22 protein-coding genes are annotated in these 26,977 nt (G+C 44.4%); 9 read left to right on the forward strand and 13 right to left on the reverse strand.

Going from position 1 to position 26,977, the window contains the following annotated elements; genetic code table 11:
• Positions 1-3 precede the first annotated feature (3 nt).
• Positions 4-1,947, reverse strand: a complete 1,944-nt coding sequence (locus tag DPF93_RS00715) for an ATP-binding protein (protein WP_114764299.1) — start codon at positions 1,945-1,947, stop codon at positions 4-6.
• Positions 1,948-2,163: 216 nt separating this feature from the next.
• Here DPF93_RS00715 and DPF93_RS00720 point away from each other — a divergent pair, with 216 nt between their 5' ends.
• From DPF93_RS00720 to DPF93_RS00730, 3 genes are all read left to right on the forward strand, one after another.
• Entirely contained in the window at positions 2,164-3,432 is a 1,269-nt protein-coding gene (locus tag DPF93_RS00720; RefSeq protein ID WP_114764300.1) for a DUF945 family protein, read from the forward strand.
• Positions 3,433-3,696: 264 nt separating this feature from the next.
• Entirely contained in the window at positions 3,697-4,779 is a 1,083-nt protein-coding gene (serC, locus tag DPF93_RS00725; RefSeq protein ID WP_114764301.1) for a 3-phosphoserine/phosphohydroxythreonine transaminase, read from the forward strand.
• Between the two features lie 296 nt (positions 4,780-5,075).
• Positions 5,076-5,654, forward strand: a complete 579-nt coding sequence (locus tag DPF93_RS00730) for an HdeD family acid-resistance protein (RefSeq protein ID WP_114764302.1) — start codon at positions 5,076-5,078, stop codon at positions 5,652-5,654.
• A gap of 98 nt (positions 5,655-5,752) precedes the next feature.
• On the opposite strand, the gene DPF93_RS00735 is transcribed toward DPF93_RS00730, so the two are convergent.
• Both DPF93_RS00735 and DPF93_RS00740 read right to left on the reverse strand, forming a co-directional pair.
• Positions 5,753-7,372: a methyl-accepting chemotaxis protein gene (locus DPF93_RS00735; RefSeq protein ID WP_114764303.1), complete on the reverse strand. Its 1,620-nt coding sequence runs from the start codon at positions 7,370-7,372 to the stop codon at positions 5,753-5,755.
• Positions 7,373-7,771: 399 nt separating this feature from the next.
• Positions 7,772-10,171: a YgiQ family radical SAM protein gene (locus tag DPF93_RS00740; protein ID WP_114764304.1), complete on the reverse strand. Its 2,400-nt coding sequence runs from the start codon at positions 10,169-10,171 to the stop codon at positions 7,772-7,774.
• A gap of 256 nt (positions 10,172-10,427) precedes the next feature.
• Between DPF93_RS00740 and DPF93_RS00745 the strand changes: the two genes are divergently transcribed.
• Together DPF93_RS00745 and DPF93_RS00750 are read left to right on the forward strand one after the other, a co-directional pair.
• The gene (locus DPF93_RS00745; protein WP_114764305.1) at positions 10,428-11,105 is read left to right on the forward strand and encodes a hypothetical protein; all 678 of its coding nucleotides are present in this window, start codon (positions 10,428-10,430) and stop codon (positions 11,103-11,105) included.
• 106 nt (positions 11,106-11,211) lie between these two features.
• Positions 11,212-11,412 carry a DUF4250 domain-containing protein gene (locus DPF93_RS00750; protein ID WP_114764306.1) on the forward strand — a complete coding sequence of 67 codons (201 nt, stop codon included), beginning with the start codon at positions 11,212-11,214 and terminating at the stop codon, positions 11,410-11,412.
• Between the two features lie 48 nt (positions 11,413-11,460).
• Here DPF93_RS00750 and DPF93_RS00755 read toward each other — a convergent pair whose 3' ends face one another.
• Complete coding sequence (locus tag DPF93_RS00755) at positions 11,461-12,372, reverse strand: LysR substrate-binding domain-containing protein (RefSeq protein WP_114764307.1); 912 nt, start codon at positions 12,370-12,372, stop codon at positions 11,461-11,463.
• A 256-nt stretch (positions 12,373-12,628) separates the two neighbouring features.
• On the opposite strand from DPF93_RS00755, the gene metE reads away from it, so the two are divergent.
• Positions 12,629-14,911 carry a 5-methyltetrahydropteroyltriglutamate--homocysteine S-methyltransferase gene (metE, locus tag DPF93_RS00760; protein WP_114764308.1) on the forward strand — a complete coding sequence of 761 codons (2,283 nt, stop codon included), beginning with the start codon at positions 12,629-12,631 and terminating at the stop codon, positions 14,909-14,911.
• A 99-nt stretch (positions 14,912-15,010) separates the two neighbouring features.
• Here the strand turns inward: metE and DPF93_RS00765 are convergent, their stop codons facing one another.
• The 4 genes from DPF93_RS00765 to DPF93_RS00785 form a co-directional block, all read right to left on the reverse strand.
• On the reverse strand, positions 15,011-16,693 hold the full coding sequence (locus DPF93_RS00765; RefSeq protein ID WP_114764554.1) for an aspartate:alanine antiporter: 1,683 nt from the start codon (positions 16,691-16,693) through the stop codon (positions 15,011-15,013).
• A 213-nt stretch (positions 16,694-16,906) separates the two neighbouring features.
• On the reverse strand, positions 16,907-17,170 hold the full coding sequence (locus tag DPF93_RS00770) for a GrxA family glutaredoxin (RefSeq protein ID WP_075648868.1): 264 nt from the start codon (positions 17,168-17,170) through the stop codon (positions 16,907-16,909).
• A 414-nt stretch (positions 17,171-17,584) separates the two neighbouring features.
• Positions 17,585-17,785 (reverse strand): hypothetical protein, encoded by a 201-nt coding sequence (locus DPF93_RS00780; protein WP_114764310.1) that lies wholly within the window; start codon positions 17,783-17,785, stop codon positions 17,585-17,587.
• Positions 17,786-17,955: 170 nt separating this feature from the next.
• The gene (locus DPF93_RS00785) at positions 17,956-18,426 is read right to left on the reverse strand and encodes a TetR/AcrR family transcriptional regulator (RefSeq protein ID WP_114764311.1); all 471 of its coding nucleotides are present in this window, start codon (positions 18,424-18,426) and stop codon (positions 17,956-17,958) included.
• 330 nt (positions 18,427-18,756) lie between these two features.
• Between DPF93_RS00785 and DPF93_RS00790 the strand changes: the two genes are divergently transcribed.
• The 3 genes from DPF93_RS00790 to DPF93_RS00800 all read left to right on the forward strand — a co-directional run bounded on the left by DPF93_RS00790 (position 18,757) and on the right by DPF93_RS00800 (position 21,508).
• Positions 18,757-19,299 carry a hypothetical protein gene (locus DPF93_RS00790; RefSeq protein WP_114764312.1) on the forward strand — a complete coding sequence of 181 codons (543 nt, stop codon included), beginning with the start codon at positions 18,757-18,759 and terminating at the stop codon, positions 19,297-19,299.
• A 49-nt stretch (positions 19,300-19,348) separates the two neighbouring features.
• On the forward strand, positions 19,349-19,885 hold the full coding sequence (locus tag DPF93_RS00795; RefSeq protein WP_114764313.1) for a hypothetical protein: 537 nt from the start codon (positions 19,349-19,351) through the stop codon (positions 19,883-19,885).
• Between the two features lie 372 nt (positions 19,886-20,257).
• Positions 20,258-21,508 carry an iron-containing alcohol dehydrogenase gene (locus DPF93_RS00800; protein ID WP_114764314.1) on the forward strand — a complete coding sequence of 417 codons (1,251 nt, stop codon included), beginning with the start codon at positions 20,258-20,260 and terminating at the stop codon, positions 21,506-21,508.
• Between the two features lie 50 nt (positions 21,509-21,558).
• Here the strand turns inward: DPF93_RS00800 and DPF93_RS00805 are convergent, their stop codons facing one another.
• The 5 genes from DPF93_RS00805 to DPF93_RS00825 form a co-directional block, all read right to left on the reverse strand.
• Positions 21,559-22,413, reverse strand: coding sequence for a MurR/RpiR family transcriptional regulator (locus DPF93_RS00805; RefSeq protein ID WP_114764315.1), 855 nt, complete (start codon positions 22,411-22,413; stop codon positions 21,559-21,561).
• Between the two features lie 282 nt (positions 22,414-22,695).
• On the reverse strand, positions 22,696-24,345 hold the full coding sequence (gene panP, locus DPF93_RS00810) for a pyridoxal-dependent aspartate 1-decarboxylase PanP (RefSeq protein ID WP_114764316.1): 1,650 nt from the start codon (positions 24,343-24,345) through the stop codon (positions 22,696-22,698).
• A gap of 170 nt (positions 24,346-24,515) precedes the next feature.
• Positions 24,516-25,028 carry a hypothetical protein gene (locus DPF93_RS00815; RefSeq protein ID WP_114764317.1) on the reverse strand — a complete coding sequence of 171 codons (513 nt, stop codon included), beginning with the start codon at positions 25,026-25,028 and terminating at the stop codon, positions 24,516-24,518.
• Between the two features lie 66 nt (positions 25,029-25,094).
• On the reverse strand, positions 25,095-26,000 hold the full coding sequence (locus DPF93_RS00820; RefSeq protein WP_114764318.1) for a LysO family transporter: 906 nt from the start codon (positions 25,998-26,000) through the stop codon (positions 25,095-25,097).
• 16 nt (positions 26,001-26,016) lie between these two features.
• On the reverse strand, positions 26,017-26,937 hold the full coding sequence (locus DPF93_RS00825; RefSeq protein WP_114764319.1) for an HDOD domain-containing protein: 921 nt from the start codon (positions 26,935-26,937) through the stop codon (positions 26,017-26,019).
• Positions 26,938-26,977 lie beyond the last annotated feature (40 nt).

Consider the following 26,977-nt stretch of genomic DNA (forward strand, 5'->3'; position numbering starts at 1 on the left):
GGTTTATTCCTCGCTGTTGTCAGATGGAAATTCTAGGGGTAGCCAAACCAGCATATTGGTATAGCGTTCAATTTCAGACTCTATTTCAATCATGCCACCATGTTGCTGAATGATCTGCTGGCAAACCGATAAACCGATACCTAGTCCAAAGTTTCCTTCTCTCTTGGTGGTGAAATTTAAGGCGAACACTTGTTTTTGTAGCTCCGGCGAAATACCGCAACCATTGTCTTTAATTTCAATAACTGCCCAGTCTTGATTGTCTTTTTTGGTTAGGTGAGTGGTTATCGCAAGCACACCTTGGGCGGGAAAGGCGTCTATCGCGTTGGAAATAAGATTGGTCCACACTTGTTGCAATGCGATGGGTAAGCAACGTACCTCAGGCAAGTTAGCGTAATGTTTTTCAACTTGGTGCAGTTTAAGTTTGTTTTCAAATATCACTAGGGTGTCTTCAATGCCTTCATGGATATCGACGTAGCGGAAAGTCTCGTCATCCTGACGAGCATAGCCTTTAAGGCTTTTGACCATGTCAGCAATGCGCTGGGCGCAGACATTGATAGAGCGCAGTGTGGCGCCTGCCAAATGATAGTTTTCCAGCTCTGCGAGTTGGGTATTGAGCTGGTCTTTGTTTGCACGCGCCCGTTGTAACCACTGTTCATCTTGGTTTAAGCCAAGCTTGACCAATTTTTTTGCCACTCTTCGGTCACCGACAATCTTTTCAACTGCTTTGGTTTTTTGCCGCTCTTCAGCGGTGGAACTTGGTCGCGACGCGAGAGCGCGGTTGAGAATTTGACTGCTTAACTCTGGGGCACAGTGTCGCTCGCCATTGACTAAGTGAAGAATGTTATCGTTAAGCGTCTCTGTGCCGCGCAAGATTGCCGCAATAGGGTTATTGAGTTCGTGAGCTACACCCGCAACAAGCTGCCCGAGCATCGCCATCTTTTCACTTTCGATCAATTGATGGTGGGCAGATTCGAGTGATTCTAAGGTTTTTTGCAGCTCAAGCTTGGTGTTGATATTACGTTGCAAGCGACGGTTAAAATGACGCAGCAAAAGGTTGGTAAATAGTGGCAGCAAGGCGGTGTCGGAATACATGACCTTACTGAACACTTCTCTATCCAATTTGATTACGTCGGCGTTGGTTAGGGTTAACGCGGTCGAAAAGGAAGGCTCGCCCGTGACAAATGACATCCCGCCGACTAAGTTACCTTTGCTATGCCGAACCACCTCACGCTGTATGCCAAGCTCATCTTTTTTATACAGCGCGACTTCCCCTGAAATGATAAACCACAGGAAGTGGTTATCTTCACCTTCGACGGTTAACAGATGGTCGCTGGAGTAATGGCGGATCGCTTGGGTTTCATCGCCTTTGGCAAAAAATTGTTTTAAGGCACTGATCACTTGCTCTGCTAAGTCTGCATCTGACATTTTGTGGTGATCAGTGATAAAGCCCGCTTGATAGCTACGCATCTTTTGGTCGATGTGAGCGCGCAAAAGGCGCTGCTGATCGAGGATTAAACTGTAGTTCAGTAGGTTGTCTTTATCTTCTTCAACGACAAAGTTGGTTAGCTCGTTTTGTACGGTTTTAAAGACCAAATTGTTTTGCAGCGGCTTAGTTAAACAGTGATCAAGACGCCCTTCGTTGACCGCATTTAAAATCGCGTGGATGTCTTGACCGCAACTCACCAACACTTTGCGCGCTTTTTGCGTGATAGGGGATTTATCGAGCTCAATCAAAAACTCAGCGCCATTAAATGTTTCGTCATGGCTGGCGATGACTAGTGCAACGGGCTGATTTTTTTCCAAACAATGTAAAAGAGAGGCGTGAGCACTTTCGATGGTTTGCGCGCTATGAATATCAAATTTAGCCGCAAAAATGCTCAGTTCTTTGCTTATCTGTTCAATGCTCTCAACGTTGTTGTCTAGGCAGAGTATGGCGTATTGGTTCAAGCTCGCTTCCAAAGTGTTATCGTGCCGAAGCGTTAGGCTAACAAGTTAGAAGCCAATGTGCTGAGAGCTGAGTTAGAGAAACTCCCAACAAATTTTAATTCAGCCAATACTCTGATTTATCTCAAGCTTTTTTAGTGTAGACTTTAGTGATAAACATCCCTCGCAAGAAGGGATTTGTGCAAACGCTATAATTTGTAAAAGACGGATAGTTACAGAATGAGTTCGATGCAACAACTTAAGAAAATGGCTGCTATTGGTGGCGCTGTGTCTTTGGCTTTATGTTGGCCACTGGCAGTAGGACAAATTGGTCAAAATGTAATTGAAGACAGTGTTGCTAATCTCAATTCCGCTGCGCTGCAAGCTGAGATCGTAAGTTATGATCGCGGCTACCTATCGTCGAGTGTTACTACCCGTTATGTAGTAAAAGATCCTGTAATGGCGGCGCAGTTGAAAGCTGACGGTGTGCCAGATGAGATTATTGTCGAAAGTGAATTATCACACGGTTTATTCAGCATTTCTGCGGACTCTTTGCTCGCCAACTGGCAAGAGCTGCCTTTAACGTTGCACACGGTGACGCAGTTAAATGGCAATACCGATTTTGATTTTAAACTGGATACGTGGCGCCAATCGACAGAAGGCGAGGGCGGAGCAATGATGCTGATCACGCCTTCAAGTTTGAAAGGTCATGTGACTGTACTTGGTCAAGTTGATTACCAATTGAGCGTGCCATCGGTTGAAGTTGATTTTAACAGTGGCGAGAAACTGCTAATCGAGAATATCTCAGGCAAAGGTAATGGCAAGAAAGTAAACAGTTTCTGGATTGGCGAACAAGCGATGAAGGTAGGTGATTTCTCTGTTTACGCAGCAGATCAAACGACCATGTTTAACTTCGTTAACGGCGAGTATAAGTACCAAGCGGAATACGCAGAAGCGACGCAGCGCGTAGCCAGCAAACATGCAGTTAGCGTCGGTGCGGTCGCGGTTGAACAAGAAAGCTTAGACAATCTAGAATTGGATTTTGCCTTTGGCGATCTGGACGCGGTGTCCTTTGAACAGCTTGTTACGCTTTACCAAAACTCGCCAATGTTGACTGCGCAAGATTTGCAACAAATGATCCCGCACGTTGATACCTTGTTTGCTAAAGGCTTTTATCTCTCTAGCGATAAAATGGTGGTAAATGTTGGTGATGGTGAGTTTACATCGAACTGGAAACTTACCGTGCCACAGGGAACAGACAATGTTTCGCAAAACCCGATGAAAGTGATGCCAGCCCTAGAAGGTCACTTTGATAGCTTTATCTCTAATGCTTTGGTTGAACAATACCCAGCCATCCAACAGACCATTGATGAAGGGATGATCATGGAGTTTGTTAAGCAGACTGACACAGGTTACCAAGTAAAAGCGGAAATCAAAGAAGGCAATATCGTTTTTGAAGGTGGGCAAAAAGTGCCACTAATGAGCTTGCTACTGCCTTTTATGATGTAGCGTAGCGCTTCCTTAGTATAAAGAAATTTACACTATCGATAAAAAAGAGGTCTTAAGACCTCTTTTGTCACTTTTGCTCACTAAGAAAAAGTGTTATTAATGAATGATACCCAAATGACTTTAAGAAACTGAGTGTTTATCGGCGCGGCGCTTCAAAGGCAAAGTCGTGGTTTACGATTCCAACGGCGAGCACCAGCCACATTAGTTGCTTGAGGTTTTTTCGGTATACCAGTCATATCTATAGCATGAGCAAGGAAAGAAACCGTGGACAACGTTTTTAACTTTAGCGCCGGACCTGCGGCTTTACCGAAAGCGGTAATGGAGCAAGCCCAGTCTGAATTGATCAATTGGAATGGACTCGGAACCTCAGTGATGGAAGTCAGCCACCGTGGTAAAGAGTTTATTCAAGTAGCAGAAGAAGCAGAACAAGATTTACGTGATCTGCTATCCATCCCAGATAACTACAAAGTACTGTTTTGCCACGGTGGTGCGCGTGCCCAGTTTGCCGCAGTACCTTTAAACCTCTTAGGTAGCAGCAACAAAGCGAGTTACGTAGATGCAGGTTACTGGGCGGAAAGTGCGATTGATGAAGCTAAAAAATACTGTGAAGTGGATGTTTTCGATGCGAAAACTGAAATTGACGGTAAAGTTGCGGTTAAGCCAGTCAGCGAATGGAAATATGCTGATGACGCGGCATTTGTTCACTTCTGCCCAAATGAAACTATTGACGGGATTGAGATTAGCGAATTACCACAAACGGATAAGCCGATTGTCGCGGATATGTCGTCAAACATTCTCTCTCGTAAGATTGATGTTTCTAAGTACGGTGTAATTTACGCTGGCGCGCAAAAGAACATTGGTCCTTCAGGTCTGTGCATTGTGATTGTTCGTGATGACTTGTTAGATCTTGCAAGCGATATTCTGCCAAGCTTCTTAAGCTACAAAATTTTGGCAGAAAAAGACTCAATGTTTAACACGCCACCGACGTTTGCTTGGTACTTATCGGGTCTAGTCTTTAAGTGGTTGAAGCAGCAAGGTGGTGTTGAAGCGGTTGAACAAGTTAACCGTGAAAAAGCATCACTGCTTTACAACTACATTGATACTTCAGACTTTTATCGTAATAACATCCACTCAGATAACCGCTCACGCATGAACGTACCGTTCCAGCTAGCTAAGCCTGAGTTGGACGACTTGTTCCTTGAGCAAGCCAAAGCGCGTGGTTTGGTTGCGCTGAAAGGTCACCGCGCTGTTGGTGGTATGCGTGCGTCAATTTACAACGCGATGCCGCTAGAAGGGGTACAAGCGTTAGTTGACTTTATGCGTGAGTTTGAAGCACAAAACGCGTAATAGTAGCGATTGATTTTGCGTAAAGCCGGCACTTAGCCGGCTTTTTTGTCTCTGTTTGTTACTCATCAACTACACTTAGCGCACGAAGAGACATTGGCTAGCAATAGGGTAGTTAAGGTTCTTTAAGTTCATTATTTGTTTGTAGCGATGGTTGGGTGCTTACAAATAATCAACGATTAATAATGGAATTTTTGCTTTTGCAATCGATGCTTGCGAGGTTTCATTAAAGGCGTAGATTAAAGTAAAAGTAGCTAAGTCATTGGACTTAAAAACAAATTACAAATTAGGAAATCAATATGAGTAATATTCAACAAGATTCTCCTCAAGCAGCGGTACAAACTTTACTTTCAAAAGGTTGGAAATGGTTCACCATAGTTGGCGTGTTGATCGCGCTAGCAGGTTTTGGTGCGCTCAGTTTACCCGTAGCAGCAGGCGTAACAATCACGACTATTGTGGGTGGGGTATTCTTATTTAGTGGTTTAGTGCAGGCATATCACACCTTTAGCATTCCTGCTTGGAAAGATAAACTTTGGTATGTATTGAGCGCGGTGCTCTATATCGCCGGTGGTCTATTCATTCTGTTTAAGCCATTTGCAGGCTTAGTTACCATGACCATGTTGATGGTTGTAGTGATGATGTTTAACGGTGCGACTCGAATGATTTTTGGCTTACGTAGTCGAGCGCTTCCAGGTAGTAGCTGGATTATTGTCAGTGGTTTGATATCACTGCTTATTGGCGGCTATTTCTTCTCGTTACTTGATGATCCTGCATTTTCACTCTCATTGTTGGGAACATTCGTTGGTATCTCGCTGTTGTTTGAAGGTGTGAGTTTTATCTTCTTAGGCTTGCAAATGAAAAAAGCCGTTCAGGCGTAATAGCACTCCTTCTATCTTAAAGAGCAGAAAGCCCCAAAGTAGACGCTTTGGGGCTTTGTTGTTTTAGTCGTTAGTTTAATTGGCGTTAAACGCTGCAATTACACTTTAAAATATTTGAGTTGATCACTCAGATGCTCCGCCGTGTTAGCCATTTCTTGGCTGTCGGTGGCGAGTGAATGTGAAGCTTGCAGGATCTCAGTCGCGGATAGGTGCACACTTTCCACATTCTGGTTCATTTCATTGGCGACAGTGCTTTGTTGCTCAGATGCAGCTGCAATTTGCGCCACCATATCATTGGCTTTTTGCATTTCTTCGACAATCACGTTGAGCTGAGCACGCGTTTCTTCAGAGGCTTGTACACTTTGACTGACTTTCTCGTGACTATTTTGCATCGCGGCAAAGGTCTTCTCTGCTTGGTCAGTTAGCTTTTCGATGGTGTGTTGAACTTCATCGGTGGAGTTTTGTGTACGACTAGCAAGGTTACGTACCTCTTCGGCCACTACAGCAAAACCACGACCTTGTTCTCCTGCGCGAGCTGCCTCAATGGCTGCGTTAAGCGCGAGTAAATTGGTTTGCTCGGATATATCACGAATCACATCGACAACGTTGCTGATCTCATTCACTCCGGTCTGCAACTCTTGAATCAGTTGATTAGCGGTAGAGGTATTCTCTGATACTTCCGCAATAGTTTGCGAAGTGTGCGCCATGGTTTGATCATTGTGATGCGCATGTTCAGTCACTTTATTCGTGCTCATTGAGGTGCTTTCTGCGTTAGAGGCAACATCTGAGATAGTGGCACTCATTTCTGTCATAGCTGTAGAGAGCAGTTCAAGTTGAGCATGTTGTGAGTTGACGCTGGTGGCGGCTTCTTCACTGGCTTGAGCGATGTTGCTTGCCATATTACTCGACTGCAGCGCTGAATCATTCGCTGTAGCGAGGGTATCTTGTAACTTATCCAACATCTGATCTATCTGTGTGCTCATTTCACCCAGTTCGTCTTTGCGCTTCATATTCATGCGCACTCGTAAATCACCACCGGCAATCTTGTGCGTGCTATCAATCAGCTTATTGAGCGGAATAAGGATATTGTTGGAGATAGCGTAACCCAAAGCAAAAAGGAGCGCAGACAATACAGTCGCGACGATGGCTTCTTTGATTGCTAGTGCGTAAAACGCTTCTTGAATATCGGTAACCAGAATACCCGAACCAATAATCCATCCCCACTCGGGCATCAGTTGAACGTAAGAAATTTTATCTTTTAGATCGCCTTGCGGGCTCTTCCATTGATAGTCCAGAAAGCCTTTTTGCTCGGGCGTTTTGGCGATAGAAACCATTTCTCGCCAGTGATATTTGCCTGCACCATCTTTAAAGTTCTCGGCATTTTTACCATTGAGATTGGGCTTGAGTGGGTGCATCACTACTTGTAATTGCTGATCTAAGATCCAGAAATAGTTTGTGTCATCGTATCTGAGGGCTTGGATTGCCTGTAAGGCTTGCTCTTGCGCGACGCTGTCACCTAAGTTTTCTCGCTGCTCGTAGTAGTAGTGAGCAAGGTTTATTGCAGTTTCGACTTGTGCGCTGAGTTTATCTTGACGCTCTTGTAAGGATGAATTCTTTTGTTGTAGCAGATTGAATAAGCAGGCCATTGCTATCAAAAAGACCGATAAAATGACAATGGAAGCGAGCTTAAATTTAATTCTTAAATTACTTAACTTCATGGCTAACCGACTCTTTATTAGTTTATTTTTGTTCGGAGCCACTTTAGCAAGTTCACCATGAACACAAATGATACAAATCATAAAAGTAATGTATACATTATGTTGCATTTAAATTAATTGCTTTGGATCGTTATGTATAAACAGCAAGCTGTTGCGCTGTTATAAATATTGAGTTCTCCAGTTTGGTAATTATAAATCTATATGTAACTTTCTAATTTAATTGGATTTGCTGGTTGTTTTTAGCGTATGAAGTACAGATTAATGAAGTAATGACTCTAGAAAGCCTTATGGCGAGTGTTTGATAGGGGGAGTTAACTATATAAGAACGTAAATTCAACACTTTACGTTTGGGTAATATATTTAAAGGTGAGGGGGAAGGCCCCCCACCTCTATTATGCTTTAACGGCGTTTAGGTTTTCGCGAGCCTTGATTATTAGCTCCGTTACCTGATTGCCCGCGTTGATTACGAGAGCCATTGTTGCTTTGGTTAGTGCCTCTCGAACCGTTGGATGACTGCTCATTGCTGCGCTGCCCAGGCTTGCCATTACCCGGCTTTTTCCCATTTGGTTTGATAAAACCGCCTTTGCTTGCTGGTGCTTGACCGCCTGAGCGTTTGCCACTTTCACCGCGCTTACCGCTTTCACCACGTTTGCCGTTGTCACCTCGATTACCATGGTTTTGGTTGCCAAAACCCGGTTGATTCTTGGTGTGTTTGGTAGCAAAACGTTGTGAACCGTGACGACCTGACTTACGACGTTCTGCCGGAGTCAGTACATCTTGGTCTTCAGAAGGCACTAGACAGTTAGGTTTATCACCAATCAGATGCTTTTTACCCATCTCAATTAGTGCTTCACGAATCATCGGCCAGTTTGCTGGATCGTGGTAACGCAATAGCGCTTTGTGCAGACGACGTTGACGTTCGCCTTTAGCAACTGGCACTACTTCACGCTGCTTGTACTTCACGCGTTTAAGCGGGTTAGTTTCTGAATAGTACATCGACGTTGCGTTACACATTGGCGATGGATAGAAGTTCTGTACTTGGTCACACTCAAAGTTGTTTTTCTTTAGCCATAACGCCAAGTTCAACATGTCTTCATCTTCAGTACCCGGGTGCGCTGAAATAAAGTATGGGATCAAGTATTGTTTCTTGCCCGCTTCAGCACTGTACTTTTCGAACATCTCTTTGAAGCGATCGTAGGTGCCCATACCCGGTTTCATCATCAGATCGAGCGGACCTTTTTCAGTATGCTCAGGCGCAATCTTCAAGTAGCCACCAACGTGGTGGGTGACCAGTTCACGCACATACTCTGGCGATTCGATTGCCAAGTCATAACGCACGCCGGATGCGATCATCACTTTTTTCACGCCTTTGACTTGGCGCGCTGCGCGATAGAGATCGATCGTGTGTTTATGGTCGGTATTGAGTTTGTTACAGATGCCCGGGAACACACATGAAGGACGACGACAGTTCGCTTCTGCTTTCGGATCGCTACAACCAAGACGGTACATGTTCGCAGTCGGACCACCAAGATCGGAGATAGTGCCAGTAAAGCCTGGTACTTTGTCGCGGATCTCTTCTAGCTCATTCAAGATAGATTCTTGCGAACGGTTTTGAATGATGCGACCTTCGTGTTCGGTAATAGAACAGAATGAACAGCCACCAAAACAACCACGCATGATGTTGACCGACGTTTTAATCATGTCGTAGGCAGGGATCTTCGCTTTGCCGTAGCCAGGGTGTGGTACACGAGCAAAAGGCAAACCAAATACAAAGTCCATCTCTTCAGTGGTAAGAGGGATTGGTGGTTGGTTGATCCACAATTCACGATCGCCATGACGTTGGATCAATGCACGACCTGAGTATGGGTTGGTCTCAAGGTGCATGATACGGCTCGCGTGAGCATACAAAATGCGGTCGTTGTTTAGCTTCTCAAACGGAGGTAAACGTACCGCAGTGGTTGCTGCATCGTGGCGAGAAGGGCGAATCGTAATTGGCTGAGCTTCCGCTTTCTCTTCTGTTTTTGTTTCGCACTGCTCTTCGACCGCGTAAGGATTTGGCGGAATAAACGCCTCTTTACGTGGTTTTTCAATACGGGATGAATCGATAACGTTGTAATTCGCTGGTGCTTCTGCAAGGTTTACTGCCGTACCGCGAATATTGGTTAGGGTCGAAATGTCTTCGCCATCCGCTAAACGGTGCGCCAGTTCCACTAAGGCACGCTCTGCGTTACCAAACAGCAGAATGTCAGCTTTAGCGTCAAACAATACTGAGCGGCGAACTTTGTCTGACCAGTAATCGTAATGCGCTAGGCGGCGTAAACTTGCTTCGATACCGCCAAGAACGATTGGCACGCCTTTGTAGGCTTCGCGACAACGTTGTGAGTAAACGAGGGTTGCGCGGTCTGGGCGTTTGCCGCCTTCATTGTTCGGCGTGTAGGCGTCATCATGGCGCAATTTGCGATCTGCCGTATAACGGTTGATCATAGAGTCCATGTTACCCGCGGTAATACCAAAAAATAGGTTTGGTTTACCTAGCGTCATGAAGGCGTCTTTGTTGTTCCAGTCTGGCTGAGCAATAATACCCACGCGGAAACCTTGTGATTCCAGTAGACGACCAATAATCGCCATACCAAAACTTGGGTGATCGACGTAAGCATCACCAGTCACGATGATGATGTCACAACTATCCCATCCTAGGGCATCCATTTCCTTACGGCTAGTCGGTAAAAAAGGCGCAGTACCAAAGCACTCAGCCCAGTACTTTTTATGCTCGTGAATAGGGGTAATATCGTTGTACATATTTTGCTCTTAGATCCAGTGAGCGCGAATTATAGCGGCTTATCTACTATCTATCTATAGTCTCTACCGGGTTATTTTGCCATTCTGTCAATAGGGGGCGAGTTACTTAAACCCCAATAAATACAGGGGTTAGAGAAGGTTGGCTAGGCAGGAAAGTTTTACATTTATTGCTTTGGTTATGCTTTGATTAAGATAGCGAAAACGCGTCAGTTTGGTATCATCCGTACCAATTCAACTTCCCGTTAGTAACATTGTTATGATTCAAAACTTGTTAGCCACGTTTGCGCCTATGCTGCTAGGTACGCAAATTATTTTGACGCTAGTATTAGTTAAGGGCGAAATCTGCCCAGGGCAGCGTGGTCGTGTACATAAACTACTGCCGTCTTTAGCGGTAATGTGGTTAGCGGTCGCTTCGCTAAAAATCCAAGCCTTTATGGTTTCAGCAGCATTAATGTATTTCTTCTCTCAAGTACAAACCAAAAAGACCCGTGAACAAGGTCCTATATGGGTACTTTACCTAGCGAACGGTCTTGCACTGGCGTACGTCGCAATCATGATTGGCGAGCAGAGCACTATTGCTGCAGGTGCCAACGTCTTTATGCAGATCTTTTTGCTAGGTGGCTGTTTTGCACAGTTTTTACTGCTTATTGCTCGCTCGCGCCTACAAGCGTTTCAACGTATTTTACCAGTGACTGGCGTGATTGCAGCGATGCTCACTAGCGTGACGGTGTTATTGCACGTTTACGATTTACCAGAAGCGCAATTAGAACTGCTGGTTGCACCGCTGCTTACCGCATTTGCGGTTATGATCACCGGTGTGGTGGTTTGGTGTTGGCACATGTTTAGCGGTAAGCCTGCACATAAAGTGCAATTAGGCGTAGCAGCTTTGCTACTAGTTGCCGCGACGGTGATAAGTCAGCCGATTTTTGCTTAAGTAGATTGCTGATAGGGTAAATTCTCACGAATTCGATCTTGTTCACTGTTAATTCACTCAATGGCGTCTAGGCTTGTAGTAAGCCTATTCAAATTGGAGTGGAGATATGGATCTGAGCAATGTTCGTAGCCTAGATAGCATTATTCTACTAGGCATCGTCAATGAGAAGCTGCGCTTAGAATGTGATAGCTTTGACGAGTTAGTCAGTATGTATGAAATGGATGTGGAGCAAGTAGTCGGAAAACTCGATTTACTTGGTTATCAATACGATCCATTGACCAATCAATTTAAAGCTTATCAGCGCTAGCAGACAAGAATACTAAAGCCTCATCAAGTAATTGATGGGGCTTTTTCTTTACGCCAGTTTAATCCCTTCTAAATGACTTTTACATTGTTGCTTCGCCGTAGTGAAGAAGGCTTGTAAATAGCGTTTTTCTTTATCCGAGTTGCGTGTCGCAGCAAACAAACGCCGCCATAGCCCTTCACCAAGAGGGATACTGGTGATTAATCCCTGACGCGAAAATTCGCTGATTGCCCAATTAGGCAGTGCAGCAACCCCAAGCCCAGCAGACACCATCTGCACCAGCATCAGTGTATTGTCGCACTGTTTCCATTTAGCCGGTTCAACGCCGGCAGGTTGCAGAAAGTGCTTAACTACATCGAGGCGCTGTTTTTGCACTGGATAGGAAATCATGGTTTGCGCCGCCAGATCTTGCGGCTCAATCACTGCTTGGTTCGCCAGAGGATGATTGACGGCGGTGATTAAGCGCATTTCAAAATCAAACAGCGGCTCAAAATGGACTTCCGAGCGAGCTTGGATATCAGAGGTGATCACTAAATCTAACTCACCACTCATTAGCGCCGGGAGAGGTTCAAAGCCAAAACCGGATGAAAAATCTAAAGTCACACTTGGCCAAGTGACTTGATACTCTTTAAGCGCGGGCATGAGCCACTGAAAACAAGAGTGACACTCAATCGCCATGTGTAGACGTCCGTTAACATCTTCTTTCAAGCTTGCCAGTTCATTTTCTGCTTTGGCAAGGCGCGGCAATATATCATCTGCAACGCGCAGCAAAATCTCACCTTCTGAGGTGAATTTAACCGGGCGCGTCTTACGTAAAAAAAGCTGTCCGCCAAGGCGAGCTTCCAAATCTTTTATCTGGTGAGAGAGGGCTGACTGAGTTAAATGCAGCGCAGTTGCGGTCGCGGTTAACGACCCGGTATCGCGTAAAGAAGTTAAAGTACGTAGATGTTTAAGCTCGATCATGAGTTCCCTTCATCTCTCGATTCAATCCATGAATGATATTAACGTAACGTCAATTTAGCTCAATGTAAACGTCTAGATGGCTAAATGTGCAAGATGAACCGCAGGGATACTGCGCGTTTGCAGCGTAATCATGAATTTTTTTAATAAACAAGTTGAATAATTGGACATTGTTCATGATGCCGAGAAGCGAGATAGTTTAGCCATCTGGACATCTTAATCTGTCCAACACGTTAACTAATTACAAGGACTAGGTATCATGACAACGACAACGCACATTCTAGGTTACCCACGCATTGGCGAGAAACGCGAACTTAAATTCGCTCTCGAGAAATATTGGCGCGGTGAAATTGAGCAAAAAGAGCTTAAGCAAGTAGGGGCAGAGCTGCGCGGCAAGAACTGGCAGACACAGGCTGATGCCGAGCTTAGCTTTGTAACCGCGGGTGATTTTGCATGGTATGACCATGTGCTCACGACAACGCTGTTACTCGGGCATGTGCCTAAACGTCACAACACGGGTTTTCCGGATCTAGATACACTATTTCGCGTTGGTCGCGGCCAATCACAAGCCAACTGTGGCTGCTCGGGCAGTGCTGCGTCGGATATGACCAAGTGGTTCAATACCAACTATCACTATATCGTACCTGAATTTACTAAAGATGATTCGTTTGAGGTGAGCTGGCCACAACTGTTCGAAGAAGTAAATGAAGCGACCAAAGCGGGGCACAAAGTTAAACCTGTATTATTAGGACCGCTTAGTTACTTATACTTGGGTAAAGAAGTTGATGAAGGTTTCGACCGTTTAACCTTGTTGCCTCGCTTATTGACGGCTTATCAAGCTATTTTAGCCAAGCTGGCTAAGCATGGCGTTGAATGGGTACAAATTGATGAGCCGATCTTGGGTTTAGAACTCGAAAAACGTTGGGCTGATTCATTTAAGCTTGCATACCAAGTGATTCGCAGCGATGTAAAAGTGCTACTAACAACTTACTTTGACTCAGTAGAAGAGTCATTAGACCGTATTGTCGAGTTGAATGTTGATGGTCTACACGTTGACCTTTCTGCCGCGCCAGAGCAGTTAGAAGCGATTGTGGCGAAACTGCCACAAGAGTGGGTGCTTTCGGCGGGTGTTGTAAATGGGCGCAATGTGTGGCGTGCCGACCTTGCCAAACAGCTAGCACTGCTTGAGTCTGTAAAAGCTAAGCTTGGCGATAAGTTATGGGTGGCAAGTTCATGTTCGCTACTTCATAGTCCGGTTGATCTAGATCTAGAGCCTGCTTTGAGTGAAGAAGTGCGTAGTTGGTTTGCTTTTGCGAAACAAAAAGTGACGGAAGTTGCATTGCTCGGTAAAGCACTTGATGGCGATCAGAATGCAATTTTGGCGTGCGAAACCTACAGCGCGCCAATTCAGGCGCGTAAGAGTGCGACCCATGTAAACAAACCGCAAGTTCAGCAGCGCCTCAATAGCATTAATAAAGCACTAGCCGAGCGAAGTGCACCTTACAAAGAGCGCGCCGCACATCAAGCTGAAGTGCTGGGCTTACCGCTGTTTCCAACCACGACTATTGGTTCATTCCCTCAAACCAGTGAAATTCGTTTGCAGCGCAGTGCTTTTCGCAGCGGAAAGCTAAGCGAAGTGGAATACGAGACGGCATTAAAAGGGCACATTGAAGATGCAGTAAAGCGCCAAGAAGCGTTGGATCTGGATGTCTTGGTACATGGTGAAGCAGAGCGTAACGATATGGTTGAGTACTTCGCTGAGAATTTAGCGGGCTTCCAAACCACCAAGTTTGGTTGGGTACAAAGCTATGGTTCACGTTGTGTCAAACCAGCTATCGTAGTGGCGGATATTGAGCGTGAGAAACCAATGACGGTTGGTTGGTCAACGTACGCGCAGTCACTGACAACTAAACAGATGAAAGGGATGCTAACCGGCCCTGTTACTATTTTATGTTGGACATTCCCCCGTGAAGATATCACGCGTAAAGAAATCGCGAACCAGTTAGCACTTGCACTGCGTGATGAGGTGTCTGATCTACAAGATGCCGGCATCAATATTATCCAAATTGATGAGCCAGCTATCCGTGAAGGCTTGCCGCTGAAAAAACGCGATCACAAAGCATATCTAGAGTGGGCAGTTGATGCGTTTAAGATTTCTGCGGCCAGTGCCAAGCCTGAAACTCAGATTCATACCCATATGTGTTACTCAGAGTTCAATGAGATCATTGAATCCGTCGCCGCATTGGATGCAGATGTGATCACCATTGAAACATCGCGTTCAAACATGGAATTGCTAAAAGCATTTGAAGAGTTCAACTATCCAAATGAAATTGGTCCGGGTGTGTATGATATTCACTCGCCAAACATTCCTACCGAAGAGTGGATTGAAGGTTTAATCAACACCGCGGCGAAGAAAATTCCGGCAGAGCGTTTGTGGGTTAATCCAGACTGTGGTCTTAAGACGCGTAATTGGGCTGAAACCGAGGCGTCACTGGCTAATATGGTGTCGGCAGCGAAGAAGTTGCGTAAAGAATTCGCTTAGAAACTTTCTGGCAAAAATCTCTTTGCTTAACAGCGACGCTTGTTTAAATACATAACAAAAATCCCCACTACCAAGTGGGGATTTCTATTTGGACTGCGATTAACTAAGAATGATTAATATCGTACCGCCAAGCGTCATCAAGATATTGGCAATGGCGTAAGTACCCGCATAACCCAGAGCAGGGATGGTCGACTTCGCATACTCATTCACAATATCCATTGCAGGACCACAAGTACGCGCGCCGATAATCGCACCAAACAAGAGTGCACGGTTCATTTTCAGAACATATGCTCCGACTAAGTAAGCGAGTGCAACGGGCACCACACTGACGATAAATGCTAAACCGATCACCTGAGGACCGACTTGGGCAAGGTGTTCAAACATTTTTCCGCCAGCACTCAAACCAATGCCGACCATAAAAAACATCAGACCTAAATCTTTGACCATATTCAACGCACCTTGCGGTACGTAACCAAAAGTAGGGTGGTTGGCACGCAAAAAGCCCAAGGTGATCCCGGATAATAGTAAGCCTACCGCATTACCAAGACCAAAAGAGACTTGACCAAATGTCATGGTAATTAAGCCAAACAAAATACCAAGAATGAAGAAGCTACAGAAGGCGAGCAAATCCGCCATTTGGCTGTGAATCGAGATAAAACCGATTTTTTCAGCCAGACCATGGACACGGCTCTTTTCACCACTGACTTGCAGTACGTCACCTTTAGCCAACACGATATCGAGATCCATTGGCATTTCAATTTGCGCACGTACTACGCGGTTAAGGAAACAGCCATATTCAGATAGATTGAGATCCGATAGGCGTTTGCCAGCAATAGCGTCACTCTTTACGACGATTTCTTCCTCAACGATACGCAAATCAAGTAGGTTGCGGTCAAACACTTCTTTGCCGTTTCGGAAGCTTGGATCTAGACGTGCGTGGCTATCAGGGAAGCCAACCAATGCGATCTCATCACCCTCTTGTAAGATGGCGTCGCCATCAGGGTGCGCTAAGATGCCGCCACGGCGGATACGCTCGATATAACAACCCGTCTGACGGTAGATACCCAACTCACGTAGGTTTTTGCCGTCTGTCCAGTCAATTAGCTCCGGACCTACGCGGTAAGCACGGATGATCGGCAGATAAACCTTGCGTTGACCTGAGCCACCTAAGCCTCGTTCTTGAGCGATTTGCTGCGCCGAATCGGACAGGTTTTCTTTTTGCAGTTTCGGCAGTAGTTTGGCGAACATGATCATACTGATCAAACCAATCAAATAAGCCATCGCGTAACCAACCGACAGATTTTCCAGCACTAAGCCGAAATCCATATTGCGCGGCACTTCTGCTAAACCTGAGTTAAGCGCGTCTTGCGCGCCGACCAGCACTGGCGTCGACGTTAATGCACCCGCCATCATGCCTGCAGCCAGACCAAAATCGAGCCCGAACAGTTCGCTACTGAAATGCGTGATAAGCAGAGCGGTACCGAGAACGACAGAGGCGAGCACAAAGTAGTGCTTCCCATCTCTAAAGAAGATACCAAAGAAGTTTGGACCCGCTTCGATACCGACACAGTAGATAAACAGCATAAAGCCGATGGTTAATGCGTCAGGGTTAAAGGTAAAGCCAAGGTGACCCATAATCAGCGAGGTGATAAGCACCCCGATCGAGTTGCCTAATTGCAGGTTACCGAAACGAATTTTTCCGATGGCAAGACCTATGGCCAATACCACAAAGATAAGCAGGATAGGATTTTGTTGGAGCAAGAGTACGACGTCAATATTCACAGGGGCAGTTCTTGTATCAATGCCAGCCATATACTCAGTATACTGAGTATCGGGTTAAGTTTTGCAAATTGTAACTGATTAATAAAAAAACTTAAGCAGAAACTACTATTATTTTTATCGCTAGCGGTCAATCGTCTTAGCTGAGATTAACTAATTGGCAGATATAAAAAAACCGCTGGTAGACAGCGGTTTTCGTTGAGCTTTTATGAGGAATTAGTCAAACAGACCTAGATTCTCTTTTGCGTATGCTTCGAAGTCATCACAGCCACCGATATGAGTTTGATCAATAAAGATCTGTGGAACTGTCTCAACTGGTTTACCAACAGTTTTTTCTAGGTCAGCTTTTGAGATGCCTTCTGCTTGAATATCAACATAGCGGTAGTTGAAATCATCACGCTTTGCTTTAAGAGTTTCAGCGTGCTCTTTAGCGCGAACACAGTATGGACATGCTGGGCGACCGAAAATAACTACGAACATAGAATCTTTCTCCTTTATTTTGATGTAGCAACTATGCCGCAAAGCTTATCGAAAATAAAGAGCCAATTACCTCTTGATTCAATAGGGAAAATCTATCGCTAAAAAAATGAACAAAACTATCGAGTAATATCCTGTATATCGCTATCTATGGGTCAGTTAACCGTTTGATATTGATTTAGGCAGACCAACATCGTTTGCTTGGATATGTATTTAGCATCGATACAATTGTCTTCCTGATCGACTAACACGAGGAAGAAGCGTGATTTTCTTTTTGCTCTGGGGGTCAGAAGCCACTGTGTTATGACGTCCGCGTTACATTTTCTTTCTAATGAACCTAACTCAATACCTTCGCCAAGGTTAACTTTAGAGTACAACTTCAAACGGTAAGTTCTTTCCATCATTTCCTCTTATTGCTCAAAGGTGCATCAAATTTTCGATCGACTCTTCGATAGAGGTGAAGGTGTATGTATAAATGGTCGACTTAGAATCGATAGCATCTATTTCGACACGAATAACATCTTGATTATCTTCAAGCCAAGTTAGCGCATCTTCGACGCTGGCGAAGTCGAGTTTCTGAAAGTTATTTTGTACTATCCTGCAAGCGTTTAAGTTCATATTAAATATCCTTATTGTCCTTTTTATCGTCACTATTTTTCGTGCTTCTCTGCTTATATAATGCATACGTGTACGCATTGATGGCAAAAGAATAGGGAATATAAACATTCCCTGTGGCACATTAGGAATCCTAAATTATTGCATATCAGTTCGCAATGTGTTTTTTGAATCTAGTTTTCAGCAAGTGACTGGTTTAAGAAAAACAAAACAGATTCACCAAGGCATGTCTTTAACGCAGCATTCGCTTCGTCATTGGACATTGTTGCTTGCATCTTGTTGAGTAGCTTGCTAACACCGATTCTTCCCCCTGTTCCTGAACCAGTAGCATTTTCAATTAATAATTTGTTAACTTCGCGAAACGTCTGGTTTTCTAATGCCTTGACCCAAGACGCAATAAACCTTGCTTCATCAGTAAAATCGAGTAGGTCGACAATGATAGGGAATATCTTACCTTGTAACGCAATGCCAAAGTCCAAGCGTTTCTCATAATAGCGCTGAATGCTTGATTTACGAGTGCCAAAGTCTTTTGCGATTCTTTCGTACGAGAGTGCATCCCATCCTTCATTGATAAACACTTCATAGATGTGGGCATCGAGTATCGCTTTTTTTCTCTCTTTTTCTTGCGCTGTTATTTTCGCCATTGGTGCCTTGGACTATCTAAATACTGGAATCACTATTGACTGCATAGCGTACATGAATATGAACTTCTCGACCATTAGAGTTACTTTTATCCAACTTCTGATATCTAAAGCAGTTACTTCTTTCTGAGCTATTTGAGTGCGTGTATAAGAAAACGAAGGGTTAGTTTATCAAGCTATGGGTACCATGTTTGAGTAGGATTCTTGTAAATGCAACATTTTGCATTTGTCGTCACAAAACTTAAAGAACAGTCTAAATATAAGCTATGCAAATAGATTAACTGCCAGTACATTTCGATTAATTATTAAACAACATGGATAAGTAATTCAGTGATGAAAAATATATCAAAAACCTTTCTTGCAGCCGTATTGGTATGCTCTGCTACTTCTGTATCAGCTCTTGAATACCCAGAAATCACTTGTGATGATTTAGCGAAGTACTCAGAAAAACTTGGCACAAGCCCACTAAACGGGTTAGTCCTTGAAACAGAAGATCCAAAAGGAATGCTAAAACACATTACTTTTGCACCGTACCACAACCTTTCATTGGAAGTTCGAAGCCAAGGGCAACTTGTAGGCACAATTCAAATGGTCGACACAAGTGTTGAAGACAATGTTACTCGTTTCCACGAACGAGTTCATCGTGCTCATCGTGATGCTCGTGGTGGTCAAATGTTTGAATTCACACAAATCTCTGATGATCGATTTGAATTCCGTCTATATGGTGAGGAATATGATGAAGTAACAAAAACCTTTAAGTTTACTCTACCTCTACCAGTTTTCCGTAACCCAAATGTTGAAAACCCTTTTGTTTACACACTAAATGCAACAAAAGAGTCTATTAAAGCAGCTCAAAACGCGAAATGTAAATCATAACTAAGATTAGTCATATCGACGAATATCATTAGCTATTTAGGTGAGTTTAATGAGTGACAACAAATTAAATAAAGAAGAGCTGCGAGATCAAGCTGACAAAGCTAAGGTGATAGCATCAGAGAAAGCAGCGCAAGCACAAGAGCAGGCAAAAAAACTAAAAAATGTTGTTGAGTCTGGTGTTAGAGCAAAAGATCCCAAAGTTCTTGGTGGTATTGCTGTAGCCGCTGTCCTTGTATTGGGGTTGATGTTTGGAACAGGAGGTACGTCTTTAAGCGATATTGATGGTCAAACATTCGAACCCGATTACACCACTGACACATGGATGGCAAATGAACAGGCACTGTTTGAAGCGAATCCAGAAGCAGTAACAAGGACATTCCATGATGATGGTTTTACTGAGTACAACTATAGTACATCATCATATGAGAGAAAGGTTATTGCCTGGGCAGTTCAAGAACGTGAAGATGATAAATTTGCAATTTACAATCCAAAGTGGCCAAACACGCATTATGTCTTTTCTTCTGACTCTAAAATGTGTATAGAGGACTACGGTCAAATTCATAGATGCTTTAAAGCCGCAGACTAATCACATTTAAAGCGATTACCAAAGCCACCTAATCAGTGGCTTTTTATCAAATGAAACAAAGATCCTGAGTTCTTTGTCAAAAATCATGACAACACATTGATGCTAGAATGCTTCTTTTGTCCACGCAGAGAATGTCTCTAAACCACGAGAAAATCCGTGCACCCACTCAAAATTTAATCAACTCATTTCACATAAGCCAAAACAAAATGATTTAAGACAAGGAATGATTCGCTGCTATTCTGTTCACTAGTGCATAGCAATGAATATTTTTGAATCTGTCGCCACTTTGCCGCCACTGATTTGTGTAGTAAGAGTGAAAGTGTCATAAATCATTGAAATAAAAGGGGTGAAAAATAGAATGGAGTCCTATGTATGTTCCAGTTTATGACCTCCACGCGCATAATTTTTGGTGAAGGTGCGCTGCAATCTTCTCTCTCAGTGATCAATCAATTTGGCTACAGTGTTTTGTTGGTGTCAGGGAAGAACACCCAACGCGCCTCGCCAATAATTCAATACATAAAAATGCAGGGAATGCGTTATCAGCACGTCGCTATCTCTGGTGAACCGAATATTACCATGGTCGAAGAGACAGCTCTTAACGGGCGCAAATTTAAACCCGATATGGTGATTGCAATCGGAGGAGGCAGTGTAATCGATATGGGCAAGGCCCTTGCCGCCATCATCCCCAACCAAGGCGACGTTTATGATTATGTCGAAGTCGTTGGTAGAAATGTTCCCCTTAAAACCAAACCCATTCCTTTTATTGCCATTCCCACTACCGCCAGTACTGGCTCTGAAGTAACCCGCAACGCAGTGCTGCGTTCAGGACAAGATAAAGTCAAAGTAAGCCTTCGTAGCCCCGAGATGCTGGCTGATGTTGCTATTGTTGATCCAACGCTGACTTATGGCACAGATTCCTATACTTCCGGGCGCGGAGCAATGGATGCATTTACCCATTTAATGGAAGCGTATGTATGCGGGGAGCCAAATCCAATTACCGATATGATTTGTGAAGAGGGGCTTAGACGCCTGAGTGGCTCCGTTATTGCTGGTTGCCTAGAAGACGATTTTAACGCTCGCGCCGATCTTTCATTTGCGGCGATGTTAGGTGGTATGGCAATTACCAATGCCAAACTGGGCGCTGCGCACGGCTTAGCGTCTGCTTTGGGGGGTAAACTTGCGGCTCCTCACAGCGTGATTACTGCACGTCTTGCGCCGTTTGTGATGCAGGAAAACATTCGCTCAGCCGAGCAAGCGGGCAGAGCTGATGTGTTGTCGCGCTATCGTAAAATGGCTTATCTACTTACTGGCAGAACCAATGCCTGTCGAGATGATTCGGTGTTGTGGGTCAATATGATGTTAGAGAAGCTCAAACTGCCAAACTTGAATGAGTTTGGCGTGTGTCGCACCTCATTTGAGCAAGTGGCAGATGACGCACTTAAATCGGTGGCGATAAAGGGTAACCCTCTACCGTTAACCAAAGATCGCTTAATGCACATTTTACAGCAGGTTTGTCAGTGTAATGGTAGCTGCGAAGATGAATCTTACTTTGACAATCAAACTCAAGTTTCGGTGGTCGAAGAATCAGGGCAGGGCGGCGCATCACTATTTCAGCAAACCTGATGTTGTTATAAACGCTGAGCAATAAAAAAGAGGCTTGATAGCCTCTTTTTTTAGAAGTGCGATAGCTTGTCGTAGCGAGAATCTTTCAACGCATCTTTGACGCGACGTAGGTTTTCGCGGAAACCCGTACCACGACGCAGAGTAAAGCCGGTTGCCAGTACGTCGATCACTGTCATCTGTACTACACGGCTTGCCATTGGCATATATACGTCTGTGTCTTCAGGAACATCAAGAGAAATAGTTAAAGACGCAGCTTTGTCGAGCGGTGAGTCTTTCGCGGTAATTGCGATAACAGTTGCGCCGTTTTCACGTGCTAGGTTCGCAATTTCAACTTGGCTCTTGGTACGTCCCGTATGAGAAATTAAGACGATTACATCATTGTCAGTACAGTTGATGCAGCTCATACGTTGCATCACGATGTCTTCAAAACACGTGATTGGAATATTAAAGCGAATAAACTTGTTTTGTGCATCTTTAGCAACAGCAGATGAAGCGCCCAAACCAAAAAATGAAATACGCTTAGCTTGCGTTAACAAATCAACCGCACGGTTTACTTGCATTGGATCTAGGCTATTTTTTGCCACATCCAAACACGCCATGGTTGATTCAAAAATCTTGTGGCTATAAGCATCAGGACCGTCATCTTCTTCGACGTTACGGTTTACATAAGGAGTTCCATTAGCAAGGCTCTGCGCTAAGTGCAGTTTAAAGTCAGGAAAACCTTTGGTGTCTAATCGGCGACAGAAACGGTTAACGGTAGGCTCACTTACATCGGCCATTTTTGCCAGTGTAGCAATGCTAGAGTGAATTGCAGTTTGTGGCGATGCCATGATCACTTCTGCGACCTTACGCTCAGACTTACTGAAATTCTCTAAATTTTTCTGTATTTTTTCTAATGTATTCATAGTGTTCACAAGGGTATAGAGAACAACTCGCTCAACGGGCTTCTCAAGTTTTAAACCTAGATATTGGCACTAAACCTACGAGAAGCGCACGATAGCGCCGTTGGACCAGTATAAACCTAAGCTTTGGTATTACAGTAATTTTTACACAGGCTAATTGGCTAGAATATGACAGGCATCAAACAAAATTTTGTGAAAACTACAAAAATTCGGTTCATATTGGCGCGATCTGTCGCTAATCTAGCCGCTACTGATAACAAATTACACTAAAAAAGAAAGAAAATTTCAGTTTGCCAAAATGTTGTCTGCAAGTTGATTAATCTTGGTCAGCAAGGTCGGTGCGCCGTTTTGCGCTATCTCTCTTTGCTCTTCAAGAACACTTTGCAAAATCTCACAAGTCGACAATGGGTTCGCCAGTACCACACGGAACACAATAGTTGGTAAACCATTCAATTGCTCTGGGTTAAGTCGGGTACGGGAAACAAATGAACGCCCATTTTCTCGTTGACGCTTTTGTACAAACTTGGTCAGTTCATTGAGCAGCTTGTTAAGCTCAGCAGTTTGCTCGCTAGAGGCAATGCTAAGTGCTTGACGCACATGCTCTGGTACATAGCGATAGGTCAGCAAACAAAGTTCAGGTTCTGAGACTAACTCAAAATCTTTTTGTTGCTTGATAAGGTCAGCAAAGTAAGCCGCTTTGCTAATGCTTTGATCAATCAAAAGCTCGTAACCCGGGCGGCTGATAATGTGCATTGCAGCGTAAACCAACATCGCCATGCCTGAGCGTGAACCTTCTAACGTGTGGCTGCCAAGGTCTTTAGAACCTTTACGTAAAATATATTGCGCATGGTGTTCAATAGATTTCATCGCGCTAGGGTCTTTAAACAGAACCATACCAGCACCCATTGGAATATAGAGCTGTTTGTGCGCATCGATAGTCACTGAGTCGGCTAACTCAATACCATCTAGAAGGTGACGATGATTGTTCGACATCAAAGTCGCACCGCCCCAAGCCGCATCGACGTGGAAGTGGCAGTTCTCTTCTGCACAGATTGCAGCAATTTGTCGTAACGGGTCGATGTTACCAGTTTCAGTCGTACCTGCCACACCGACAACGGCAAATGGCTTAATGCTTTTTGCTTTAAGCTCTTGAATCTTCGCTTTTAGGCTGTCAGGACAAATACGGTTGTTGCTGTCAGTTTTGACCGCGACTAAACCATCTTGACCTAAGCCCAAAACGTCAGCGGCTTTTTTCAGCGAGTAGTGACCGCGCTCAGAAACAAGAATCGCCATGCCTTCATAGCCATAGTGTTTCATGGCTTTGAAAAGACCTTCTTTTTCTACACCACGAAAACCGTTTTGTGGGCGCAGTGCGTTATTACGCGCAACCCAAAGGGCAGTGATATTTGCAATCGTGCCGCCAGAGCAAAATGCGCCCAAAGAATGGTTAGCGCTGTGCATCCACTGGCTGTAGAAACTATCTTGTTGCGAATAGATCAATCTATGAAGCATACCCAGCACTTGGCGTTCAAGTGGGGTAAATGCCTTAGAAGTCTCGATTTTTACCAAGTTTTGGTTGAGCGCGATCATGATCTTAGATAGCGGCATCAAGAAATATGGTAGTGCAGAGGTCATGTGACCGATAAAGCTCGGCGCAGAAGTATGCACGGAGTGAGACACTAAGGTATCAAGTAAATGTTGCGTGTGATCGGAGACGAACTCTGGCTGTTCTGGAATAGCAGGAGAGGAGAAGTCTTTCTCGATCTCTTTAAGAGGTTTTTCTTCCGCGACGATATGCTCACGCAAGAACTTATTTAAGTTGCGTGACAATTCAGCTTCGATTTGAGTAAGTGTTGAGTCTGGGCCTTCTGGGACGGTAAAGATTCGAAGTAAACTTTCGAAGCTAGCGTCGGCCGTTTTTTGTTCCGATACCATGCAATAACATTGCTCTTATCATAGTTTGTTGCAGCCGAACAATCTAAACGAAAATACCAGCAATGTCCCGTCTTAATTCAAGAATCTTAGATTGTAACTTCGACTGTTGATGAAAATGTCGCTTAAGTGATGGTTAATTGGTCGAAATTGACCAATTAACCATATTAAACCTAAGGGCAAGTCATTGATTCGACTTTAGCAATAGAGCTGTTGTAGCGTTTTAGTGCGCTATCAATCTTGGTTGGGTGACTGAGAAGATCAGCAAAGGCAGAGCGCAGTTCATAGTTTTTAGGGTGCTGTTTGGACTGGCGGTCGGCAAATGATTTAGCCGCGATTTGTCCAAGTTCATCTGAGCGAGAGGCCAGTATTTTGATCTCTTTTTGCTCGAGCTGTAGCCAAGCTTCAACCGGCTTTTGCAGTGCAATTTTAGCAGGATCGTTATCTAAATAGTATTTCACTGCGGCAGCGTTGAGATCGAAGTGATTGCGGCGACCATCAAGAAACCACTGGCTCACTTCTTTTAATTCCGGGTACTGCTCACTTGTTAAGCTCGTTAAATCTTCATACCAATGCATTGAGGCTTCGACGTAAGCGTCGTATTTTTCTGATAGGCAAACATTATCTGCAGCTAGAGCCGCCGTAGATGTCGCGCTCAAAAGCAGCGCAAGCAACGTACGTTTCATAAGAACTTCCTAATTGTTATTTATTGTCGGCGTAGTTTAAGAGAATTTTAAATCTATTCCCGCGATCTAGCCCGCAAGTGAGACAAAGAACAGCATCAGTACAGGGACTAACAGGCTAAGGATAAAGCCACTAACAATCGCAACGGGTACGCAGCGCACACCACCAGTGGTTTGGATAACCGGTAGCGTGAAATCCATCGCAGTAGCGCCAGCGTAGCCAATGGCTGTGCAAGGGCGGGTGCGAATAACTAGAGGGATCAGTACCAGTGCAACCAACTCACGCAGTAACTCGAGCATAAATGAGGCGCCGCCGTAAACCGGACCAAATGCATCGCCCATCAGAATGCCGGCAAGAGAATACCAACCAAACCCTGAGGCCATGGCAAAGCCGCGATAGATATCAATATCTAAAATCATCGCCGCGATTGCACCACCAAGCATCGAACTGGCAATAATCAGTGCCGCGATACACATACCTTGCTTATTGATTAAGATTTGCTTGAGAGTTAAACCGCTGTTGCGCAGTTGGATACCGATAAAGAACAGCAGCACGAACAGAATCCATTCGCTGGCTGTATCAACCCATGAAAGATCAAACGGCAACATTAAGCCAATAACCAAACCACCGCCCACTACTAAAATGAGTTTGAGCGATTCCATCGCCATGGTAGAAAGCGGTAAGTTAGATTGCTTAGCGTCGGTTTCTAACGGAAGAAATTTATCGACTAGCGGCAGAACCGCAATGTTACAAACACCAAGACAGACAAAGAAGGTCGCGGTGTAACTTAAAATGGTTTGTAAGTTCTGACTTAAGTTATCTAACGAGGCGAGGCTTAGCCCCATCAACGCAAGAATAACGAACACAAGACGAGAAGTCGTTGCGTTAATTTGGTCGAGTAACTTTTGGTTGGAAACAGCAATTAAGTACCCCACAACCAGTGGGGCAAAGATAAATAACATCCCTGAAAACATACAACTTCCTGACGGTTTATAAGCCGCTTGCTCTGATTAATTCTTGTATTTTTGTGTTGAACTCACTATCGCTTAAATTAGTCAGATTGTACAGAATATCTGCACCGGTAATATCGACTTCAACAGTATGTTCATCGATGTTTTCGTCTTGCCTGCGGAACATTAAAATGTGGTTGGCGATACGTGCTACGTCTAAATAAGAGACTTCTACGTTCGATGTTTGACTATTTTCATTCATCGCAATATCGATGAAGTCTGCGTCAAACCCCCACTTTTCAAGCACCATTTTGCTAGCGGCTGGACAAAGGGCGTCAAAAATTCGTAGTGCCAACTCGCTATCAAGGTAATTACCGCGTTCCTGATAGAGGTAATATTCATTAATAATGCAAAACAGTCCGATATCCGCTAATAAGCCAGTAAGAAGGGCTTTATCAGACACGAGGTGCATGTAGTCCGGTGATTTCGTTTCTCGAAACTGTTTAGTGACCATAACCATGGTCGCCGCAAGCTCTTTAGAAGAGTGCGCACTTTGACGAAGAATACGATCGCACTCTTTGGACAAGTTAACCGAATTTTTTAGTTGTTCAATCGCTTGTGCTGTCACGATATCGCGAACGCGAATAATACCAAGGCGTGAAACTGCGGTGACCACTTCGGTGCATTGTATGTTGCGTCGATTAAAGATGACTGAGTTTGCTACGCGGATAACGGCAGCGGTTAAGCCTGGGTCTTCGACAAGGCAATCGGCAATATCCATCACGGTTGTGGAGTCTTGCGTAGAAAGTCTTTGAATTTTGGTGACAACTTCTGGAATGGGTGGGAGAGCAATTTTTCCGGACTCAATTGAGCTTTCAAGGAAGGATGCGAACTCAGTCTCAATTCCTTTTTCAATCAAAGCACGGTTTTCTGGCAGCCAGTAAAAAGATAAATGGGTCATAGCAAATTTATAATGTGTTTTATACTCGCCAGTGTACCGT

It is taken from the genome of Vibrio rhodolitus (genome assembly GCF_003350325.1).
Lineage (GTDB): Bacteria > Pseudomonadota > Gammaproteobacteria > Enterobacterales > Vibrionaceae > Vibrio > Vibrio rhodolitus.

What these genes read in the sequence shown, in the direction of transcription:
- metE (WP_114764308.1), top strand. Translation starts at nt 12,629, where the DNA reads ATGACAACGACAACGCACATTCTAGGTTACCCACGCATTGGCGAGAAA.
- DPF93_RS00825 (WP_114764319.1), bottom strand. Translation starts at nt 26,937, where the DNA reads ATGACCCATTTATCTTTTTACTGGCTGCCAGAAAACCGTGCTTTGATT.
- DPF93_RS00780 (WP_114764310.1), bottom strand. Translation starts at nt 17,785, where the DNA reads ATGAACTTAAACGCTTGCAGGATAGTACAAAATAACTTTCAGAAACTC.
- DPF93_RS00795 (WP_114764313.1), top strand. Translation starts at nt 19,349, where the DNA reads ATGAGTGACAACAAATTAAATAAAGAAGAGCTGCGAGATCAAGCTGAC.
- DPF93_RS00740 (WP_114764304.1), bottom strand. Translation starts at nt 10,171, where the DNA reads ATGTACAACGATATTACCCCTATTCACGAGCATAAAAAGTACTGGGCT.
- DPF93_RS00745 (WP_114764305.1), top strand. Translation starts at nt 10,428, where the DNA reads ATGATTCAAAACTTGTTAGCCACGTTTGCGCCTATGCTGCTAGGTACG.
- DPF93_RS00805 (WP_114764315.1), bottom strand. Translation starts at nt 22,413, where the DNA reads ATGAATACATTAGAAAAAATACAGAAAAATTTAGAGAATTTCAGTAAG.
- DPF93_RS00750 (WP_114764306.1), top strand. Translation starts at nt 11,212, where the DNA reads ATGGATCTGAGCAATGTTCGTAGCCTAGATAGCATTATTCTACTAGGC.
- DPF93_RS00800 (WP_114764314.1), top strand. Translation starts at nt 20,258, where the DNA reads ATGTTCCAGTTTATGACCTCCACGCGCATAATTTTTGGTGAAGGTGCG.
- DPF93_RS00815 (WP_114764317.1), bottom strand. Translation starts at nt 25,028, where the DNA reads ATGAAACGTACGTTGCTTGCGCTGCTTTTGAGCGCGACATCTACGGCG.
- DPF93_RS00720 (WP_114764300.1), top strand. Translation starts at nt 2,164, where the DNA reads ATGAGTTCGATGCAACAACTTAAGAAAATGGCTGCTATTGGTGGCGCT.
- DPF93_RS00790 (WP_114764312.1), top strand. Translation starts at nt 18,757, where the DNA reads ATGAAAAATATATCAAAAACCTTTCTTGCAGCCGTATTGGTATGCTCT.
- DPF93_RS00730 (WP_114764302.1), top strand. Translation starts at nt 5,076, where the DNA reads ATGAGTAATATTCAACAAGATTCTCCTCAAGCAGCGGTACAAACTTTA.
- DPF93_RS00820 (WP_114764318.1), bottom strand. Translation starts at nt 26,000, where the DNA reads ATGTTTTCAGGGATGTTATTTATCTTTGCCCCACTGGTTGTGGGGTAC.
- DPF93_RS00785 (WP_114764311.1), bottom strand. Translation starts at nt 18,426, where the DNA reads ATGGCGAAAATAACAGCGCAAGAAAAAGAGAGAAAAAAAGCGATACTC.
- DPF93_RS00755 (WP_114764307.1), bottom strand. Translation starts at nt 12,372, where the DNA reads ATGATCGAGCTTAAACATCTACGTACTTTAACTTCTTTACGCGATACC.
- DPF93_RS00770 (WP_075648868.1), bottom strand. Translation starts at nt 17,170, where the DNA reads ATGTTCGTAGTTATTTTCGGTCGCCCAGCATGTCCATACTGTGTTCGC.
- panP (WP_114764316.1), bottom strand. Translation starts at nt 24,345, where the DNA reads ATGGTATCGGAACAAAAAACGGCCGACGCTAGCTTCGAAAGTTTACTT.
- DPF93_RS00735 (WP_114764303.1), bottom strand. Translation starts at nt 7,372, where the DNA reads ATGAAGTTAAGTAATTTAAGAATTAAATTTAAGCTCGCTTCCATTGTC.